We start from the raw sequence: 20014 nt of genomic DNA, 5'->3' as shown, positions 1-20014 counted from the left end.
AATTACAGACCCAGGTATTTCAGGCTGCGATTCAACAGTTCAACACGGTTGTCGAAACCGTTGACACCTTCCAAACCAAAACCGAGGTATACGGTGTCGTCACTGCGGAGGACAGGTCCATCCACAAAGCCTTCACCGAGCTTGCGCTCCCAGTTATTGATATTGAAGGTTCCTTCAGGTCCAGTTGCCTGCCAGCTACCGAGATCCGTCTCAAAGTCTTCTGCCGGCTCATTACCCAGTTGCACATCATCCACGAAGATGCCCAGACCCTGAGTACCCCAGTCAGAAGCGTAGGAGATGTATAGCTCCACAGACTGACCTGCGTAGGCAGAAAGGTCAAAGCTCAACTTCTTGAAGCCTGCGCTGCTGCCTTCCAGGGAATGCCACTCACCTGTAGCACCGGTTGGGTTACAATCAGCATCCATGTAGTTCGCCAGGAACGGATGAAGCTGGCTCACCCAATCGGAAGTACAGCTTGATCCGGTGTTCCGGGTCGTTGCACCACCCACTTCAGGAAGCGTGGTCCATTTGCCGGAACCTGCAACGGAGATTTCCACAAACGCAAAGTCCCAGTCAGCCTCGGTCTCATACGCCATGTTGAAGGTCAGAGTTGGATTGTCCGCCGGTACAACGAAGGTTCCACCCAGACGCTTGTAGCTTTGGTCTGCCTGGCCGCTGTACACATAGTATTCACCGGAGGTTGGACCAAATCCGCCGCCGGGACGTACATAGGTCGCACCAATCTGCTGGTCATAGCTTGACAGGAATCCACTGCTGGCCAGGAAGGAATCGTTGTTTGTCTGGTTGCCTGCACTTTCAGCTCCATTGAGCTCCAGCAGCAGACCATCCATCAACGGATCACCGGCAACGCCTTCGATTGAATATGGATTGCCATCGCCATCTACGCCGCTGGATTCAAGATGAATAAACGATCCCAGATAGTACTGGAAGAAATCATCTGAATAATTTCCAAATACGGTCGACAGCTGGGAAAGTCCCTGGCCGGTAGCCAACAGCTTGCCATCGTAATAGTTCAGGTAATCCCTGATCGCCAGTTTCATATCTTCATGAATATCGAAGCTCGGTTGAGTCGAGGCATAGTCATCACCCGTATACCAGATAACAGCGTCATAATGGCTGAGAATCTCGCGGTAATCAGGTGCTGCCAGACGCTCGTCCACATTCCACACGTCATAGCTGTAACCCGCTCCATCCAGAGCATCGGTGTAGTATGACAGGTAGTTGGGAGCGGTGTTGTTGTCGTAGACAGGGTATTCACCGGTATAGTCTTCAGCCGCAATGATCAGCACATCCGCGCTGGTTGCCTGCTCCACTGTGTAGGTATAAGGCCCCAGTTTTTTCCAGGGAGACCAAATGTAGTAGGTCACCTCACTGCCGGTATTCTGACCACGAATCGTGGCTTCATAACGGGAGTAATAAGTGCCCTTCTCAGTGTTATAGGTTTTCCCTTTGCGAGGCTTGAAGTTACCCAGCTGCCAACGGCCTCCGTCAACCTGATAAACCAGACGGGTCCATGGGGCAACATATTTCTGGGCCAGAATGTCTACTTTCTGTTTGGAACCCCAGGAGTTGGTCAGCGCATCATGATAGATGTCATCCGCACTGATACCCACGGGAGATACAGGCTTGTTAGGTGTCTTCGCACTTTCCGCCAGGGACAGGGCAAACTCCAGGTTGTCTTCAAATACGGTCTGGACCATGCCTTCGTCATCAGGAAATTCGAAGCCGTAGAAGTTCCCTTCTTTGTCCTCTCCTGGAGTCAGCTCAACGGTGTAAGAAGGAATACCGAGCACACCGTAGGTGTAGTCAGTAAACTCACCGTTGGTGGTATAGAGATCAGCGCTGACGCCGGGATCATATCCCTTCTCCATAATGCTGTCATAGATCGCCGGATTTTCGTCAGTACCCGCCTGAGCCAGGAATATCGGATCATCAAACGATGGCGTCTGTACCTGCCAGCCCCAAGGGTAAAGAATCAGGTTGCTGTAGGTATGATAGGAAATGATGAATTTGAAGTCATGGCGCTTGATGAATTTCACCAGGGCTCTGGACTCCGGCTCACTCTCCGGCTCTGGGCCACGGTAGGTCGCATCAGAAATAATCGGGCTTGAACCTTCGTCATCCAATCCCCAGTTCTGGGAGAAGTTACGGTTCAGGTCGACACCATCCAACTGGGTAATAACACCGTCATCATCATTGTCTGCCAGGTTTTTCCGCCACAGACGTTCATCGGTAAAGGTGTATTCGTAACCGTCTGGGTTTCCAACCGGCATGACCCACTGATCTACGGTATCAAGAAGCTTTGTGACCCGTTCATCTTTTCCGTAGTTTTCCAGCAGGTATTTCAGGTAACGCATCGCCATCTGAGTAGCAACCCACTCACGAGCATGGTGCGTGGCGACATAAAGAACTTCCGGTTTGAATCCGAAGCTGTGGCTGCGGTCACCGTGTTCCTTAAGTACCGGACCGCGGTCAAACCAGCGGTCCCACCAGCCTTTCTTGCCGACTTTGACCATGATCATTGGACGGCCCTGCACGGTCTCGCCGATGCTGTACAGGGATACCAGATCCGGATAGTCCTCCGCCATTTTATACAGTGAGTCTTTGATACCCAATTCAGGCTCATCAAAACTGTGATAAACCGTATCGCTGACGCTGGCAATGGAAAAGCTGCGAGCTTGGGCTTGCGCTTGGGCAACAACGGCATTCCATTTGATTCCAGCCTTGGCGAGTTTGGCCTTGTCTTTGGCAGACAGCACAACTTCGTATCGGAGTTTGCGCCCCTTGTCAGTGCTTAAATCCCTGACGTTCGCAATATCCAGATTCATTTGGCTGAGCTTTTGGGAGGCTTCAAAGGAATCGACTTCGATGAATGCCATGTCCAATTGATTTTTTGCCATGGCAAGTGCGGGTAGAAACAGGCTCAGGAAGCCTAACCATTTTATTTGATTCATTGCTGAGTTCCTTCTTAATGAGGTTTCCTCGGACCACAGCTTAACAACAGGAAAGAGTACTGCTTTTCCTTAAGCTCTCGAGACTAGCCACCCTTATCGATCGTTATTACCGGACAACTTGTTTTGTTGTATTTATTAACGCCGTTAAAAGGTGAATGATCATTCTTTACCCGCATTAATTTTTTGTAAAGTCATGATAGGTACAATTACTTAAGGGCAAACGACTAGGATTTATTGCTGAATAGGCAACCATTCCAATTGCCTATAATGGGCTTTAAAGTAGGGTCAGAGAATGACCCCGTGTCCAGAACAATAACGATCAGACATTCGAGGTGACCCAATGAACACCATGCAAGCCCTGGTCAAGCGCGAAGCCAAAGAAGGCCTTTGGCTTGAGGAAGTCCCTCGCCCTGCCGTCGGCATTAATGATGTGCTGATTAAAGTGAAGAAGACCGCTATATGCGGTACTGACCTCCATATCTATAACTGGGATAACTGGGCCCAGAAGACGATTCCGGTTCCCATGATCGTCGGTCACGAATTTGTCGGTGAAATTGTCGAAGTGGGATCCAACGTTAACGATTTCCATCCGGGCCAGATTGTCTCGGGAGAAGGCCATGTCGTCTGTGGCCGCTGCCGAAACTGTATGGCCGGCCGCAGACATCTGTGTGCGCATACCAGTGGTATCGGCGTTAACCGTCCCGGAGCATTCGCTGAATATGTCGTGTTACCCATGTCCAACGTGTGGGAACACCACGAAGGCATTGATCTCGACATTGCTTCCCTGTTTGACCCCTTAGGAAACGCGGTACATACCGCCCTTCAGTTTGATCTCTTGGGTGAAGATGTCCTCATCACCGGCGCAGGTCCTATAGGTGCCATGGCCGCGGCGGTGTGCCGACATGCCGGTGCACGTCATGTGGTGATCACGGATATCAACCCCAAGCGACTGGAAACGGCAAGCAAGTTAGGCGCGACCAGAACCGTTGATGTCCGTACAGAGAAACTGGCAGACGTTCAGAAAGAACTTGGTATGCGGGAAGGATTCGATATTGGCCTGGAAATGTCAGGCAATCCGACAGCCTTCCAGGAAATGCTCACGTCCATGTGCCATGGTGGCAAAATCGCCATGCTCGGCATTCCTGACAAGGAAATGGCCATCGATTGGAATACGGTGATATTCAACATGCTGACCATTAAAGGAATATATGGCCGGGAAATGTACGAAACCTGGTACAAAATGTCTGTCATGGTGGATTGTGGTCTGAATATCGATCCCGTGATCTCCCACCGTCTGCATTTTACGGAATTCCAGCAAGGCTTCGACGCCATGAAGGCCGGTGAGGCCAGCAAGGTGATATTGACCTGGTCAGAATAACGTCAGCCCGATTCGGCTTGGTGAATCATGGAGCAATTGCGAAATTGCTCTCATTTGAACAAGCATGGGGCACCTGCTATTGGTGCTCCCGATAGAATAAACATGTCGCTAGTAGCATAGCGCTTAGGATTGAGGGACAGATATGTACGGTAGTTTTAAACAGCATCTCCAGACGGAACTGGAAGGCATCAAAAACGCAGGCTTATACAAACAGGAGCGTGAAATCACCTCCCCCCAGGGATCACATGTCGGTGTCTCCAGCGGACAGGAAGTGATCAACATGTGCGCCAACAACTACCTTGGTCTGGCACAGCATCCAGAAGTCAATCAGGCAGCAATGGATGGACTGAAGGAATGGGGATACGGGATGGCATCCGTGCGCTTCATTTGCGGCACCCAATCCATCCATAAAGCCCTTGAGCACAAACTGACAGATTTTCTGGGGACAGAGGATACTATCCTCTACCCGTCTTGCTTTGATGCCAATGGCGGCCTGTTTGAAACTCTTCTGGGACCAGAGGATGCAGTTATTTCAGACGCCCTCAATCACGCCAGCATTATTGACGGTATCAGACTTTGCAAAGCCAAACGTTTTCGCTATGAAAACAACAACATGGCAGATCTGGAACAGAAGTTGATCGAAGCCACCGAGGCCGGTGCCCGTTTCAAGCTGATCACCACTGACGGTGTATTTTCCATGGACGGCTATATCGCCCAATTGGATAAAGTCTGTGATCTGGCAGAGAAATACCAGGCACTGGTTCACTTCGACGACTGTCATGCCACCGGTTTTGTCGGCGCTACCGGGCGCGGAACCCATGAGTTTCGGAACTGCATGGACCGTATAGACATCACCACCGGCACCCTGGGTAAAGCACTGGGAGGCGCCAGCGGCGGTTATACGAGCGGGCGTAAGGAAATCGTTGAATTACTGAGACAACGGTCACGCCCCTACCTGTTCTCCAATACTGTTGCGCCCCCTGTCGTTGCCGGAGCGATCAAAGCAATTGATCTGTTAACGGCAAGTACTGAACTACGCGACAAACTTGCCGAAAATACCCAGTATTTCAGGGATGAAATGGGCAAAATCGGCTTCGATATACTTCCTGGAGAACATTCCATTGTTCCCATCATGCTGTATGATGCCAAACTCGCAGGTGAGTTTGCTGACAAAATGCTGCAAAAGGGGATATACGTCGTAGCCTTCTCATATCCGGTGGTCCCTCAGGGAAAAGCCCGTATACGTACCCAGATTTCGGCAGCTCATAGTCGTGAGGACCTGGAATATGTCGTTGAACAGTTCAAGGCTGTGAAAGAGGAACTGGGAATAGGCTAAAACTAAGCTGAGTTGTGATGATAATCAGGACTGAAAACAAAAAATAACAAAATCCTACGACCATAACGGGCGACAATTCATCACAATTCACAATTGAAAAACTAGGAAATTCCGCTTCGTTGGCCATAAGCAAATCGGGTTCTCCACCCATATGGCTGGCAAACAGAAGGGTCGTTAACTTACGGCCCTGCTCCACCACTGAGACATGACGAACTCAGTCTTCGAAGCACCATCAGATGGATCTGAATAAGCAGGATACTGATGGCAGCATCACTCAAATTGATCAAATAATGTACCAATGGATCTGGCAAATCGAGCGAGGGGGGCTAGTATTCTTAGTAATACTGGGTACAGAAAAACTATATAAACACTTTTTCCCGAGGAGTTATTATGGCGTCGAGATCCATTAGTTTGCTATCAGCGCTGATCTTACTGCTGGCAACCTGGACCACGCAGGCTGAAACACCCACCTTTAACCTTGTGACAGAGAACTTTCCGCCGTACAACATGAGTGTCAGTGATGCGGAATACGAGCATAAGGAAGAAGGTATTACCGGCCTGATTACTGAAGTGGTCAAGCTGATTTTTAAAAATGCCAAAATTCCCTACACCATGAAGCTGCGCCAGTGGAACTATGCCTATAACTACACGCAGCGTAAAGAATACCGGGGAGTATTCGGCACAACTCTTACCGAAGAACGCAAACCGCTGTTCAAATGGGTCGGCCCTATTGCCTCCGATGGTTGGGTTCTATATGCGAAGCCAGGGTCAGATATTGTCATTAACAGCGTTGATGAAGCGAAAAAATATTTGATCGGGGCTTACAAAGGGGATGTGCGTGAGCAATGGCTGATTGAGAACGGCTTCAAGACCTCCAGCCTGGACAAAGACAATCTGAACCCTAAACGACTGGAAAACGGCCAGATTGACTTGTGGATCTCAGGTCCTGTATCCGGCCCCTACTATGCTCTGCAGAACGGCGTCCGTGGCCTGAAGCCGGTATTCACAGTGAAGGAAACCCAGCTTTACCTGGCCGTCAACAAGGACACTCCTGACGCTGTCGTCAATAAACTGAACTCAGAGTTAGAAAAAATCCGGGCTTCCGGAGAGCTTAAATCGATAGAAGACCGTTACCGGTAAACCGATTATGCCTGGTTTTCCGGCCAGGCATCTCCTCCCGGCATGGCCCGGACATGAGACCGGATCCACTGTTCCATATCATGATGAACTTCATCACGCGAACGCCCTTCTGTGGGGATTGGCTCACCTATGACCACTTTAATCACCCCCGGCGACTTCAACATGCTTTCTACGGGCCAACAGGTCCCTGCATTATGAGCAATGGGTAACAAGGGCACTCCGGCAGCACAAGCCAGATAGGTTCCGCCCTTATTGTACCGGCCGAATTTCCCCTTCCGGATACGCGTCCCTTCAGGATATATCACAACCCAAAGCCCATCTGCAAGGCGCTCTTTGCCCTGCTTCAACAACTGCTTCAGTGCCAATGCCGGTTTACTTCGGTCCAGCGCAATCGGCATAACCTTTTTCAACGCCCAGCCGAAGAATGGAATTTTGATCAATTCCTGCTTCAGAACCGTCGCCTGGGGGCGAAATATGATACCTAACAAATAGGTTTCCCAAGCGCTCTGGTGGTTACTGACCACAACACAGGCCTGATTGGGGATATTCTCCCTTCCCTCTATCTCATATTTCAGCCCACAAGTGATCTTTGCCCACCAGATAGTAAATACATTGAACCTGGAGACTATGTAGTAGCGTTTCTCGAAATCGACAAAGGCACCCAGGCCAAAACTAACAATACCAACCAGCATGACGCCAAAGGCATAGCCGATGTAAAAGAGAGCAGATCGAAAAACAGTAATTATCAGCACTTCGGAGCAATATCCTGTATGGGAGAACAATGAACAAATATCGTGCAACAAAGCCTTACAGCTTTGAGGGACTTTCATCGGGGATGCCAAGAATAGCAAGGCTTGGCTTACCCCCGCAATAAATCACGTCACATCAGTGAATTGACGTCCGTCAAATTGCACAGACTCCCAATTTGACGGACGTCAATAGGTTCTCCACTTGTCAGCGTACACTTGAGCCCAATACAACGGAAAAAGCAGGCGATCAGGAATCAATGTATTCAGGAGACCAACGCACATTATATCTGGACGAAGCGATCCACCGGAGAACCTTCAGGGACTTTCGGGCAGTTTCCCATATGGAGTTGGATGTTCACGCTCAATGGCCTTTTCTGCTAAATACTCCCCCCAGAGCGTTTCTCCAGAGCCGTGAGCTGCCACTTTCACATCTGGAGTCAGCCAGTTCTCAATGGCTGCTCAGAGAATGTGAGCGCTCGGGCTCCCCAACCAACCTGGCATTGAGTTTCCAATTGCCGGGCTGGCATCAGGATCCCCGTCAACAATACACCGAGATCCAGATACAAAAGCTCAGGAGCGTCTACCAGAGCCCTATCGCACTGCAACGTTACATTGACTATATGGTCAAGGAAATTCAGATATTACGCGGCATATTATCGGAAGAGATTCGCCTCTCCTATATGCACTGGGACGGTGATCTGGTGCATTTCCTGTCAGACAGCGAGCTGACACAGCTGATGTTTTTCATTAACCGGGCCTTTAGCGGCGTCAACAGCCCGTCCACACAACTGGTGGCTGAACTTGACACGCCCCCCAAATCTGATGACCTGCTGGCATTATTGGTGGGCCTGGGGATCAATACCGTCTGCATTAATGATCCGGGAATTACCAATTTTGGCTTCCCTCTCTCAGAATTGAAGGACTGGATCAAACTCATCAGAAACTATGGCATCAGCAAGGTGCTTTTAAGGCTCTACCTTGCTGAAGAAATCTCAGATGACTTGTCTTCAAATCTGGCAGACATCATATCTGCTGCACCGGATGCCGTGCTATTACTGCGTCCGAGTTCTGTAGCAAATGGAGAAGTTGCCGGCGTGCCTGACGATCAGATATTCAGTATAAAGCAGGATCTTCTGGAGGCGTTGTACAGCCCCATGACAGACTCATTCTATGTATCCCAGAATTGGAACAGCACGACCTCCCACCTGGTAAAAGGCATTGGCCTTGGAGCCAAGTCCTACACCTCAAACCTGGAGTTCTATAACACTCATGGACTCACAGAGTATTACCAGATTTTGGACTCCGGGAAGCTACCGATAAAAAGGGTTCAAAAACTCATTACGGAGCTGTATTAAACCACGAACAGCGATTCTCTTTTTAGCCCCATTCCGCTATCCTAGACTTTCCACAGTGGGAGATGGTTTATGGATACGAAACGGATACGAACATCTTCGTCCTTTTCGATAAATCACGGCTGTCATGAGTGCAGCCTGAGCAAACTTTGTATACCGATTGCGGTTGAAGCAGACGACATTGATCGCCTTGAGGAGATCATCCGACAAGGTCGCATTTTGTCTCGCGGTGACTACATTTTTGAGCAACAGACGCCGTTTAAATCCTGCTTCGCGGTTAGGAGCGGAGCGATAAAGACGTTCACAGTCTCTGAAGATGGAGAAGAACAGGTTACAGGGTTTTACCTACCCGGCGAAATGATCGGCCTGGACAGCGTCAGCATGGATGAATACTCCTGCTCAGCCGTGGCCCTTGAACGCACAACCGTCTGCGAAATCCCACTGGCCAAGTTTGAAGAGCTATCCGCCCAAATCCCAAAGTTGCAGCATCATTTCTTCTCTCTAATGAGCAAGGAAATCCAGGAAAGCCGGCAGCTCACCATGCTCTTGAGCAAGAACACTGCGGAAGAACGTATAGCCTCATTGCTGCTGTCCCTTTCCAGCCGCTTCCGTCGGCGCAAGTTGTCCGATACGGACTTTAAGCTTCCTATGCCAAGAAGCGACATTGCCAACTATCTGGGACTGGCCGTCGAAACGGTGAGCCGGGTTCTGACACGCTTCCAACAGCAGGAACTCATACAGGTACAGGGAAGAGATGTTCACATCACTGACCTGGAAGGCCTGCAAGCGATGCTGAAAGACGTGAAATGCTCTGAACACAAGCGATCAGGCAGCCTCGCCTGACAAGAATTACCATCCCTGGACTTTTAAGTCCAGGGCAGTGTATCAACGATTTACGGTGGTTTCGGCCTCGTCTGACATAGCCGCTGAACCGGACTTCACCATTCCCCTGTCCACCAGCTCCTCCACCATTGCAGGAAGATAACGCCGCCAGGGCAACTGTTTGATTCCAAACGTATTGCGAAGCTTAATACACCCCAAAACCCCGTTTTTTGGCAACACATAATTCAGCGCCGCATTGTCCATATGCCTGGACAATAAAAGATTCTGGGGCGCATCCTGCCCGTACGCCTGATAATAGATGGCCCGGGTCAGCTCCTCATGAGAAACAGCTTCAGCACTGGCATAGTGATAGATACCCCAGACACTGATACCACAGTTCAATTGCTTGATGATGGCGTCTACAACTCTCGCCACATCCTCAACCGCGGTAGGCGCCAGCTCCACATCAGATAGGCAGGATACCGGCGTATCAGCCAGCCATTGGCGCATACACTCCACCATCCATCCTTCTTCGCCTGTATGCAGCAGCCATCCCAAACGCAGAATCAGATGCTTCTCCAGCCCGGTCTGCAGCAATTCTTCACTCTGCAACTTGGTTCGCCCGTAGGCATTTATGGGCCTTCCCTTGTTTGCCGATATGTAGGGATTTTTCTTTTGCCCGTCAAACACCTGAAAACTTGATAGATGGAGGACTGCCGCCCCCCAGTCTTTCGCCACTTCAATGACAGCTTCACAGCTTCGAACATTGTATTGATAGGCAAGATCCGGGTGTTTTTCAGCCTTTTCGAGATCGGTTAATTCCGCCGCATTAATGATGTAATGTGACTTCTCGAGCTTCCTGAACTCTCTGACCAGGGCATCTGTGGCCAGATTAAGGTGCTCCGACTGAACCCCCTGCACCAGGCAGTTACTGGCCTCCAGGCGCTTCTTGATTGCCTGACCGATGGGCAAATCAATCCCCGTAACACAAATCACCACTTGACTCGACACGGCAGGACTCAACTTTCTCTTCTATTCATGACAAACTCGTTTACGAAACACCAGCAATAACACTGGCATTATTCATCGTCAAATCGCGACCGGTCATAGTCCGGCGCCAGATCTTCAAATTTAGTGTAACGACCAAGAAATGCCAGGCGCACAGTACCAATCGGACCATTCCGCTGCTTACCGATAATGATTTCAGCGATCCCTTTATCCGGACTGTCTTCGTTATACACCTCATCCCGATAAATGAACATGATAACGTCAGCATCCTGCTCGATCGCACCAGATTCCCGCAAGTCCGAGTTGACCGGGCGCTTGTTCGGGCGCTGCTCAAGACTACGGTTAAGCTGAGACAGTGCCACTACCGGGCAATTCAACTCTTTTGCCAGGGCTTTCAGTCCCCGCGAGATTTCAGAGATCTCCGCGGTTCGACCTTCGGTCATCCCGGGGACCCTCATCAACTGAAGATAGTCCACCATGATAAGACCAATCTTACCGTCGTGATCCCTAGCCACACGTCGCGCCCGAGATCTCATTTCAGTAGGGCTGAGGGCAGCGGTATCATCAATGTATAAAGGCTTGTCGCGAAGCATGTTTACCGCCGAGGTCAGTCTCGGCCAATCATCCTCTTCAAGCTTCCCGCTCCTGACCTTAGTCTGATCTATCCGGCCAAGAGAGGAAAGCATCCGCATTACGATAGAGTCAGAAGGCATCTCCATACTGAACACCAGCACTGGAAGCCCCGACCCCAGCAAAGCGTTTTCCACCAGGTTCATGGAAAAGGTGGTTTTCCCCATCGAAGGTCGGCCGGCAACGATAATCAAATCCGACGGCTGCATGCCCGAAGTACTTTTATCGAGATCCGCAAAGCCCGTGGTGACCCCGGTGATTCCACCGTCCGAATGGAACAGCTCATCAATCCGTTTTAGGGTTTTCGTAATGATCGGGTTGACCGACTCCGGCCCCCCCTGATTTGGCCGTGCTTCCGCAATCTGGAATACCTTGCGCTCAGCCTCATCAAGAATCTCAGTACTGGTACGCCCCTCCGTGTCGTAGGAGATATCCGTAATTTCATTCGCCACCGAGATCAACTGACGCAGCACAGAACGTTCACGGATAATTTCCGCGTAGGCCCTGATATTGGAGGCACTGGGCGTGTTTTTCACCAGATCCCCCAGATAGGCCAGTCCGCCGACCTTATCGAGCTCCTTGCGGGTTTCCAGCTGCTCGGATACTGTCACCGCATCCGGTAACTTATCGAACTTGATCAGGTTCTCAATGGCACCAAATATCAGCCGATGATCCTGACGGTAAAAATCTTTGACATTGACAACTTCCGATACCTTATCCCAGGCATCACCATCCAGCATCAAACCTCCCAGAAGCGACTGCTCTGCCTCAATTGAATGAGGAGGTAATCTCAAAGAGGCGGCTGCGCTCTTAGTTTCACCTGAAGCATTTTTTATTTGTTCAAAGCTGGCATTATTGCTGCCCTGCTCGACCTGGATGTCTTTCATGAACACCTGTAAACAATAGAAAATTGGTTTAACACGGAACCACTATATATCGAAGACCGAGCATCGATAATGAATGGTATGGGAATCAAATAATACACAAATAAAAAAAGGCAGTCCGCATGGCGAGACTGCCTTTTTCCATGACTGTCTCAAGTCAGTATATAGACTTGAGGGACTATCGCCAGCACTTACTCAGCTACGATAATCACTTTAACAGTTGCAAACACGTCGCTGTGCAGCTGCAGGTCGATTTCAAACTCGCCAGTGGTACGCAGAGCACCTTCAGGCAGTTTGACTTCGGCTTTAGCAACTTCAGTACCGAGGGTAGTGATTGCATCAGCAATGTCACGAGTACCAACAGAACCGAACAGCTTACCTTCATCACCAGCTTTGGAAACGATGGTAACTTCTTTGCCGTTCAAGGCATCAGCACGAGATTGAGCTGCAGACAGTTTTTCTGCCTGAGACTTTTCCAACTCCGCACGACGCTGTTCGAACATTTCAACGTTTGCTTTAGTCGCTGGTACCGCTTTACCGTATGGTACCAGGTAGTTGCGGCCATAACCGGAACGAACCTTTACTTGGTCACCAAGGCTTCCGAGGTTAGCCACTTTTTCCAGAAGAATAACTTCCATCTTGATTACCTCAATTCGGCGTAGTGCGGAATCAAATCCACACCACTTAATCTCTTAGTTATCGTGACGATCGGTGTAAGGCAGCAGAGACAGGTAACGAGCACGCTTGATAGCGGTCGCCAGCTGACGCTGATAACGCGCCTTGGTACCAGTGATACGGCTAGGAACGATCTTGCCGGTTTCAGTGATGTAGCCTTTCAACAGTTCTACATCTTTATAATCGATCTGTTTTACGCCTTCTGCAGTGAAACGGCAGAATTTTCTACGGCGGAAGAAACGAGCCATACTATGTCTCCTCTTAATTACTCTTCGTTTTCATCGTTGTCGGAATCGTCGTCTTCCACATCATCATTGTCGACTTCGACGTTTTCCTGACGGGATGGACGGTCTTCAGAGCGAGGAGCACGCTGTTCACGAGACTCTGCTGCTTTAATCGGTGACACATCAGTAACCGGACCTTTCTCACGCAGAACCAGGTCACGCAGGATCGCGTCATTGAAACGGAAGTTGTGAGACAACTCGTCGATGACTTCCTGAGTACACTCGATGTTCAACAGCACATAGTGGGCTTTGTGAATTTTGTTGATTGGATAGGCCAGGTGACGACGTCCCCAGTCTTCCAGACGGTGAACCTTACCACCACCGGCATTGACGCTGGAGGTGTAACGCTCAATCATTGCAGGAACCTGCTCGCTTTGATCAGGATGAACCATGATCACGATTTCATAGTGACGCATTGTATCTCCCTTCGGATTAGCAGCCTCATGTTGCGTTCAGCATAAGGCAAGGAGTTGAAGTTAATTTTGAGAGCGCAGCATTTTAGGCCTAAGGTGGCCAACATGCAAGCAATTGTTAGCAGCTATTCCTCATGCTAGAGGTTACATGGGGCACTGTGTTACGGCTTAATTCAGAATTCCGCTATACATGTCATTTGGGACGATGGCGCTGGCGAACCGCCTCAAACAGGCAAACGCCTGTGGCCACAGAGACATTCAGGCTGCTGACCTCACCATACATTGGGATTTTCACCAAAGCATCACACCCCTCTCTGGTCAGGCGTCGCATCCCTTTTTCCTCTGCCCCCATCACAATCGCCAGGGGGCCGGTCAAACTGGTTTCATGCAATGTGTGCTCTGCCTCCCCGGCCGTCCCCACAAACCACACCCCATAAGACTGCATATGTTTGATCGTGCGCGCCAGGTTGGTTACCCGGATCAGCGGCGTGATATCAGCAGCACCACAGGCTACTTTTCGGGCCGCCGGATTCAACGGAGCGGATTTGTCCTTAGGCACAATGACGGCCTTCACTCCAGCAGCGTTGGCAGAGCGAAGACACGCACCGAGATTGTGGGGATCGGTCACCCCGTCCAGGATCAGAAAGAGATCCTGGGGCGACAGCGACTCAAGCATATCATCAAGATCAGCTTCATTGCTGATCCGGTCAGCCTTGATCCTGACCAGAACCCCTTGATGGGCCGCGTCACCCTGGCCTTTTAACAGGCGATCAAACTCCTCTTTGGGTACAGAGCGGCAATGCACGCCCTTGTCCCGAGCCATCCCCAACAACTCCCGCACGCGACCATCTTGACGCTGATCTAAATACAAGAGTTCTTCAATTTTTCCAGGATGCCTGACCAGCAGGCCTTTGACAGCATGGATTCCAAATACCAGGGATAATTCCGACACACTCGCCTCGACTATTTTCTTGATGTTGTATAAGTATATATTCTAGCGGCGTTTTCGGGATTTTGCCGAGGGTTTCTTACGCGCCCCTCCTGCCGATTTTGGCTTGGCGGATTTTGCGGACTTAGCTCCGGCACCTGCCTTTTTTCCTTTTCCACCTTTCGCATTTTTGCCGCTGCCAGAGGATGCAAAATCCGGTTTACCGGATGTACTTTTCTTCTGTTTCTCAAAATCAGCATTCCACTCGGCCAATATCTGCTGGCGCTTCGAGCTTCCCTTAAATCGCCCTTTATCGCCCGGACGGGGACGACGCTTAGGATCTCCGATCAATTCCAGGTCCACCTTGCGGTCATCCAGATCCACCCGTACGACCTGCACCTTCACTTCATCTCCAAGACGGAAAGTCGTACCCGAACGCTCCCCAACCAAACGATGACGACTCGCATCAAAGTGGTAGTAGTCACTCTTCAGCGACGAAACGTGAACCAAACCTTCCACATAGAGTTCTTTCAACTCTACAAAGAGTCCAAATGCCGTAACAGCCGACACAATACCATCAAACTTGTCGCCGACATGCTGCGTCAGGTACTCACACTTGAGCCAACTCATGACGTCACGGGTAGCATCATCTGCCCGCCGCTCTGTCATGGAACAGTGCTCTCCCAGCATCACCAGAGCAGCCATGTCATAGTCGTGACGGGCATTCTTTGACAACGGTTTGGCCCCGTCCACACGCTCGACATTTTTACAAGGCCGCTCACTACGAACCAGATCACGAATGGCACGATGTACCAACAGATCAGGATAGCGTCGGATCGGTGAGGTAAAGTGGGTATAAGCCTGATAACCCAAGCCAAAATGCCCCTGATTATCAGGCTGATATTTGGCCTGACTCAGTGAACGCAACATCACCGTCTGTAGTGTCGCGGCATCCGGGCGCTCCTTGATCTGCTCCAAAAGCTGCTGATAGTCGGTGGGCTTAGGATTCATCCCTCCAGGCAAAGACAGGCTCAACTCACCCAGAAATGCCCTCAGGTTCTCCAGTCTTTCTGACGTCGGACCTTCATGGACCCGATAAAGAGCAGGAATTTCGTACTTCTCAAACAACCTGGCTGTTGCCACGTTAGCGCAGAGCATGCACTCTTCGATCAACTTATGCGCATCATTACGGGTGATCGGCACGATCTTGTCGATCTTACGCTCCGCATCGAACAGGATTCGGGTTTCCACAGTTTCGAAATCAATGGCTCCCCGCTCATCCCTGGCCTGACGTAAGGCCAGATAGAGGTTATGCAGCTCACGGATATGAGGCACCAGATCGCCATAGCGCTCCTGGAAGGCCAGACCTTCAGGACTATCCGCCCCTTCGATGAAGGCACCGACTTTACTGTAGGTCAGTCGCGCCTTCGACAACATCACCGCTTCATAGAATTTATATCCGCTCAATCGTCCGGCAGCGCTGATGGTCATCTCACAGACCATACACAAACGCTCTACATGAGGGTTTAGTGAACACAGGCCATTCGATAAAACCTCCGGCAGCATGGGCACCACCCGGTTCGGGAAATACACCGAATTGCCGCGCTCAAATGCTTCCTTGTCCAGCGCCGTACCGGGCAATACGTAGTTGGATACGTCGGCAATAGCCACAAACAGTCGCCAGCCACCGCCACGCTTACGTTCGCAATACACTGCGTCATCAAAGTCGCGGGCGTCCTCACCATCGATGGTGACCAATGGCAGATCCCGCAGATCTACCCGATGCGCTTTATCTTTTTCAGGAATGTCCGTGGAAAATTTTTCCGCCTCACGATCAACCTCATCGGGCCAGCGGAAAGGAATCCCATAAGTGCGCAGCGCCACATCGATTTCCATGCCCGGCGCCATATGGTCACCAAGCACCTCGGTTACGTGCCCCATGGGGCCTGAACGGGACTCAGGCTGACGCACGACCCTCACTGTCACATATTGACCGTTCTGTGCACCATTGATCGCATGCTCAGGCACCATCACATCCTGAATCAGTTTGGGGTTATCCGGCACAACAAAGGCCACACCACCTTCCTGATAAAAGCGCCCTACGATTTCATCCGTGCGACGCTCAACCACCTCAACAATGACGGCTTCTTTCTTGCCCTTGAAAGAACGATTGTCTTCCCGGACCAAAACAATATCGCCATCAAATACCCGACGCATCTGACGGCTCGATAAATACAAATCTTCCCCACCCTCTTCAGGGATCAGGAATCCATAACCATCGCGATGTCCCTGCACCCTTCCACGGATCAGGTTCATACGCTTGGCAATGCCATACGCCCCCTTTCGGTTGCATACCAACTGCCCATCACGACACATAGCAATTAACCTGCGTCGCAGGCCTTCAAAGACTTCAGCTTGCTCGATATTAAAATGGTGGGCTAACTCTTCGATGGTCGCAGGTGTTCCGCGTTCTTCTAGTGCGGCAAGAATCGCTTCGCGACTGGCAGTGGGGTTGTCATAACGCTCAGCTTCACGCCGGGCATGGGGGTCTTTAAATGATTGGCTTTTTTTCGCCATTAATCCTCTCTAGAAACTTTTATAGTTTTATTATCCTGCAGAGGTAATCACCTCTGACTATGGGCTCGGCATACTGTCCTGTCATTGTTTCATTTTTGTGAAAAACGTTTCTCTTACCAAGACAGATCATTGGAGCATTATCGCCCAACACACCGCTAAACAGCCCAATAAAGTGTTGATAAAACGCACATTACCACTAGACATAAAAAATATCCAAACAAAAGCGTTGACAAACAAAATCCAGACCAGTAAAGTGCGCGCCATCCTGAAGTGCCGAGGTGGTGAAATTGGTAGACACGCTAGCTTCAGGTGCTAGTGGGGGCAACCCCGTGGAGGTTCAAGTCCTCTCCTCGGCACCATTTTATTTTCAGGCTTTTTCTTATATCGATGATTAGTTCCGGGGAACAATACTTCTAGGAACTAATTTTTCGTTTCAAATTTCAGAAAACCTCACTCCTCCCATAGCTACAGCGTTTTTGCAACCCTATCCACTACCGATTTTTCACGACAAAACAGATTGTTCGTATACTAAGCCAATTTACTCAATAACACCTCTGGCATATAGTCCAAAACAAATCAGAATTTACCGGCTCTAGCAGCTCCTTTTTTAGATTTTCGAATAAAAGAGACAGGCAGCAATGAACGATATCGATCACGGCATATACATAATCGCAATTGTGCTACTCGAACTCTCTTTTCTGCCCCTATTCTCCAGCATGAAATGCAGCCATTGCAGAAATAGAATGATTTACAGGCGTAGTGAATGTTCTGCGTGTGGAGCGAGATATATCACAGCCCAAAACCATGTTGGCAACTTGCTTAATTTGCTCAGCATCACGTTTCTAGCGATCAGTCTTTGGCTACAATTTTCAAACACCATCAACATTAGGCCAGGCCTCCTTTTAGCTTATCTGATCACCGGCCTCTTCATAATTGAGGTATTAAGAGCAATCATCCCCAACACCTCCTCTATGAAGCTTGACTATAATGACGCTCAAACTAAATTAGTACTCAAAACCACAGACATCAAAAGCAAGCGTGCAGAACCCTAAAGCAGACATCCTCACTTCAGTTAATGCCACAAGAAAAAATGCAATTAGAAGCCTGCTACTAATTTCCTTCTTCTTGGTTAGCTGCACACCTTCCGATGAATTTCCTGACTTAAAAAGTTCAAGTGGAGACTATTCCATTTCAGGATATGCAGACTCCGATGGACTCCTGGTCATAACCGTAAAGCAAAAAAATGGTGACGACTCTGTAGAGATTAACACTAGAGCTTCCGTGTACCAGAGATTTGCTTACGGCTGGCTAGACACGGACTCCGTGATAATGGTCAATTCATCAGATATTGGCATATTAGCCTGGGACATAACGACTCATTACCAACCCACGGAAATAACCGGGGATATCCAGGCTTACGCCAAAACCTTGTACGCCGAGAAATACTAGACCGGTTTATCCAGTATGATTACCGGAATCAGCCAACGAAGATTTAACACTTCAATATCTGCAACAACGCCTGTGCGTGCTCTGCGGCATCGTGACCAAGGCTAGTGAGGTAACCTCCGTCCACTTGGGTGATCAGGCCTTTGTCGAATAGTCTTTGGGCGGCAGAGACTGCTGACGAGCTGGCGGTTTTGTGGACTTTGATACCTTCCTGGGTGGAGGCTAGGTTGAATAGGCTGAGGAGTTCGAGTTCTTCGATCATTTCGGGGGTGTAGGACATGGCTGTTCTCTTATTGATTCTTGGATTAAACATCTACATCTACGCGCGATCATGGACGCCGTTACCTAGAGTATAAACAGCAATCCGGCTCTCATCGAAATTTCTTCTGAAATTTAGACGTTATCTTATTGAATGAATACTGTTTTAGGCTTCAGGCGTATGTTTTATGACCACAGTGAGCAAACTGATCTAAACTGATAGTGATTCTTTGTCACCAGGTGCGTGCTATGAAAAGCTTGGTACTCACGCTGCTCTTACTGGTTTGTGTTATTTCATCTGCCATCTCGTTTGCGGACTCATCGGGCACCACCAAGCGGATACTGTATCCCAGCCTGGATGGCAACGAGCGCTTTGAGGATCTGCGTGAAATCCTAGGATTGGCATTACAAAAAACCGAAGACGATTTCGGCCCCTTTGAACTGCTTCCTTCCTACCCCAAAATGACTGAGTCACGACTTCTGCAGGAACTTGAGGCAGGACGAAGGATCGACGTAATGTGGAGCTCCACGTCTCCGGAGAAAGAGAAAAAATTGCTCCCCATCAGAATTCCTCTGCGCAAAGGCATTCTGGGCTACCGAATCTGCTTCATTTATAAACACAGACAAAACTTTCTCCATGGAGTTAAAACTTTGCAGGATCTGCAGGAACTCAGAATTGGCCAGGGGATCGGTTGGGGGGATGTGGAAATATACCGGGCTGCCGGGATAATTGTGGAGCAATCCACCTATGACAACCTGTTTAAAATGGTGAACTCGAACCGCTTTGATCTATTTCCCCGTGGCATCAGCGAAATTTACCAGGAATATGAGCTGTACGCCTCCGATAACCCCAACCTCCACATTGATGATCATCTGCTGATTTACTACCCCTGGCCTTACTACTTCTTCACTTCAAAAAACGACATAGCGCTCGCAAATCGCCTGGAGACAGGACTTTGGCGAATGATCAATGACGGCACTTTTGACGAGTTATTTTTCAAGTACAACAGAAAGTCCATTTTGAGAGGAAAGCTCAGCGACCGCCACCTGATCAGCATCGACAATCCGAATCTAACCAAGGAAACCCCTCTGGGTGACAGTCGACTGTGGTTCGACCCATTTGCGGACCCGTTAAACTAGGGTCCGCCGAGTCGACGGT

17 protein-coding genes and 1 tRNA gene are annotated in these 20014 nt (G+C 49.7%); 8 read left to right on the top strand and 10 right to left on the bottom strand.

Annotated elements, in window-relative coordinates:
* Positions 1-2 precede the first annotated feature (2 nt).
* Complete coding sequence (locus tag BTA51_RS16340; RefSeq protein WP_094709122.1) at positions 3-2975, bottom strand: M14 family metallopeptidase; 2973 nt, start codon at positions 2973-2975, stop codon at positions 3-5.
* A 349-nt stretch (positions 2976-3324) separates the two neighbouring features.
* Between BTA51_RS16340 and tdh the strand changes: the two genes are divergently transcribed.
* The 3 genes from tdh (at position 3325) to BTA51_RS16325 (ending at position 6829) form a co-directional block, all read left to right on the top strand.
* Positions 3325-4353, top strand: coding sequence for an L-threonine 3-dehydrogenase (gene tdh / locus BTA51_RS16335; protein ID WP_094709295.1), 1029 nt, complete (start codon positions 3325-3327; stop codon positions 4351-4353).
* Positions 4354-4495: 142 nt separating this feature from the next.
* Complete coding sequence (gene kbl, locus BTA51_RS16330) at positions 4496-5689, top strand: glycine C-acetyltransferase (protein WP_094709120.1); 1194 nt, start codon at positions 4496-4498, stop codon at positions 5687-5689.
* A gap of 390 nt (positions 5690-6079) precedes the next feature.
* Positions 6080-6829 (top strand): ABC transporter substrate-binding protein, encoded by a 750-nt coding sequence (locus BTA51_RS16325; RefSeq protein WP_094709118.1) that lies wholly within the window; start codon positions 6080-6082, stop codon positions 6827-6829.
* 5 nt (positions 6830-6834) lie between these two features.
* On the opposite strand, the gene BTA51_RS16320 is transcribed toward BTA51_RS16325, so the two are convergent.
* Entirely contained in the window at positions 6835-7581 is a 747-nt protein-coding gene (locus BTA51_RS16320) for a 1-acyl-sn-glycerol-3-phosphate acyltransferase (RefSeq protein WP_246841066.1), read from the bottom strand.
* A 254-nt stretch (positions 7582-7835) separates the two neighbouring features.
* Between BTA51_RS16320 and BTA51_RS16315 the strand changes: the two genes are divergently transcribed.
* Both BTA51_RS16315 and fnr read left to right on the top strand, forming a co-directional pair.
* Complete coding sequence (locus BTA51_RS16315; RefSeq protein WP_094709107.1) at positions 7836-8933, top strand: hypothetical protein; 1098 nt, start codon at positions 7836-7838, stop codon at positions 8931-8933.
* A gap of 69 nt (positions 8934-9002) precedes the next feature.
* Positions 9003-9773, top strand: a complete 771-nt coding sequence (fnr, locus tag BTA51_RS16310) for a fumarate/nitrate reduction transcriptional regulator Fnr (RefSeq protein ID WP_094709105.1) — start codon at positions 9003-9005, stop codon at positions 9771-9773.
* 42 nt (positions 9774-9815) lie between these two features.
* Here the strand turns inward: fnr and BTA51_RS16305 are convergent, their stop codons facing one another.
* The 7 genes from BTA51_RS16305 to rnr all read right to left on the bottom strand — a co-directional run bounded on the left by BTA51_RS16305 (position 9816) and on the right by rnr (position 17151).
* Positions 9816-10763, bottom strand: coding sequence for a sugar nucleotide-binding protein (locus BTA51_RS16305; protein WP_094709291.1), 948 nt, complete (start codon positions 10761-10763; stop codon positions 9816-9818).
* A gap of 68 nt (positions 10764-10831) precedes the next feature.
* Positions 10832-12277, bottom strand: coding sequence for a replicative DNA helicase (gene dnaB, locus BTA51_RS16300; protein WP_094709103.1), 1446 nt, complete (start codon positions 12275-12277; stop codon positions 10832-10834).
* 188 nt (positions 12278-12465) lie between these two features.
* A complete protein-coding gene (gene rplI, locus BTA51_RS16295; RefSeq protein WP_094709101.1) occupies positions 12466-12912 on the bottom strand; it encodes a 50S ribosomal protein L9 in 447 nt (148 codons plus the stop codon).
* A 54-nt stretch (positions 12913-12966) separates the two neighbouring features.
* Positions 12967-13197 carry a 30S ribosomal protein S18 gene (gene rpsR / locus BTA51_RS16290; RefSeq protein ID WP_094709099.1) on the bottom strand — a complete coding sequence of 77 codons (231 nt, stop codon included), beginning with the start codon at positions 13195-13197 and terminating at the stop codon, positions 12967-12969.
* Between the two features lie 17 nt (positions 13198-13214).
* A complete protein-coding gene (gene rpsF / locus BTA51_RS16285) occupies positions 13215-13649 on the bottom strand; it encodes a 30S ribosomal protein S6 (RefSeq protein ID WP_094709098.1) in 435 nt (144 codons plus the stop codon).
* 190 nt (positions 13650-13839) lie between these two features.
* The gene (rlmB, locus tag BTA51_RS16280; RefSeq protein ID WP_094709097.1) at positions 13840-14598 is read right to left on the bottom strand and encodes a 23S rRNA (guanosine(2251)-2'-O)-methyltransferase RlmB; all 759 of its coding nucleotides are present in this window, start codon (positions 14596-14598) and stop codon (positions 13840-13842) included.
* A gap of 42 nt (positions 14599-14640) precedes the next feature.
* Positions 14641-17151, bottom strand: coding sequence for a ribonuclease R (rnr, locus tag BTA51_RS16275; protein ID WP_094709095.1), 2511 nt, complete (start codon positions 17149-17151; stop codon positions 14641-14643).
* Between the two features lie 272 nt (positions 17152-17423).
* Here rnr and BTA51_RS16270 point away from each other — a divergent pair.
* Together BTA51_RS16270 and BTA51_RS16260 are read left to right on the top strand one after the other, a co-directional pair.
* A tRNA-Leu gene (locus BTA51_RS16270) sits at positions 17424-17510 on the top strand.
* Positions 17511-18189: 679 nt separating this feature from the next.
* Positions 18190-18600 carry a hypothetical protein gene (locus BTA51_RS16260; protein ID WP_094709091.1) on the top strand — a complete coding sequence of 137 codons (411 nt, stop codon included), beginning with the start codon at positions 18190-18192 and terminating at the stop codon, positions 18598-18600.
* Positions 18601-18643: 43 nt separating this feature from the next.
* Here the strand turns inward: BTA51_RS16260 and BTA51_RS16255 are convergent, their stop codons facing one another.
* Entirely contained in the window at positions 18644-18877 is a 234-nt protein-coding gene (locus tag BTA51_RS16255; protein WP_094709089.1) for a TIGR02647 family protein, read from the bottom strand.
* Positions 18878-19104: 227 nt separating this feature from the next.
* Here BTA51_RS16255 and BTA51_RS16250 point away from each other — a divergent pair, with 227 nt between their 5' ends.
* Positions 19105-19995, top strand: coding sequence for an ABC transporter substrate-binding protein (locus BTA51_RS16250; RefSeq protein ID WP_094709087.1), 891 nt, complete (start codon positions 19105-19107; stop codon positions 19993-19995).
* Positions 19996-20014 lie beyond the last annotated feature (19 nt).

The organism is Hahella sp. CCB-MM4, assembly GCF_002260525.1.
GTDB lineage: Bacteria > Pseudomonadota > Gammaproteobacteria > Pseudomonadales > Oleiphilaceae > Hahella.
This window is presented reverse-complemented; position numbering and strand designations above follow the sequence as displayed.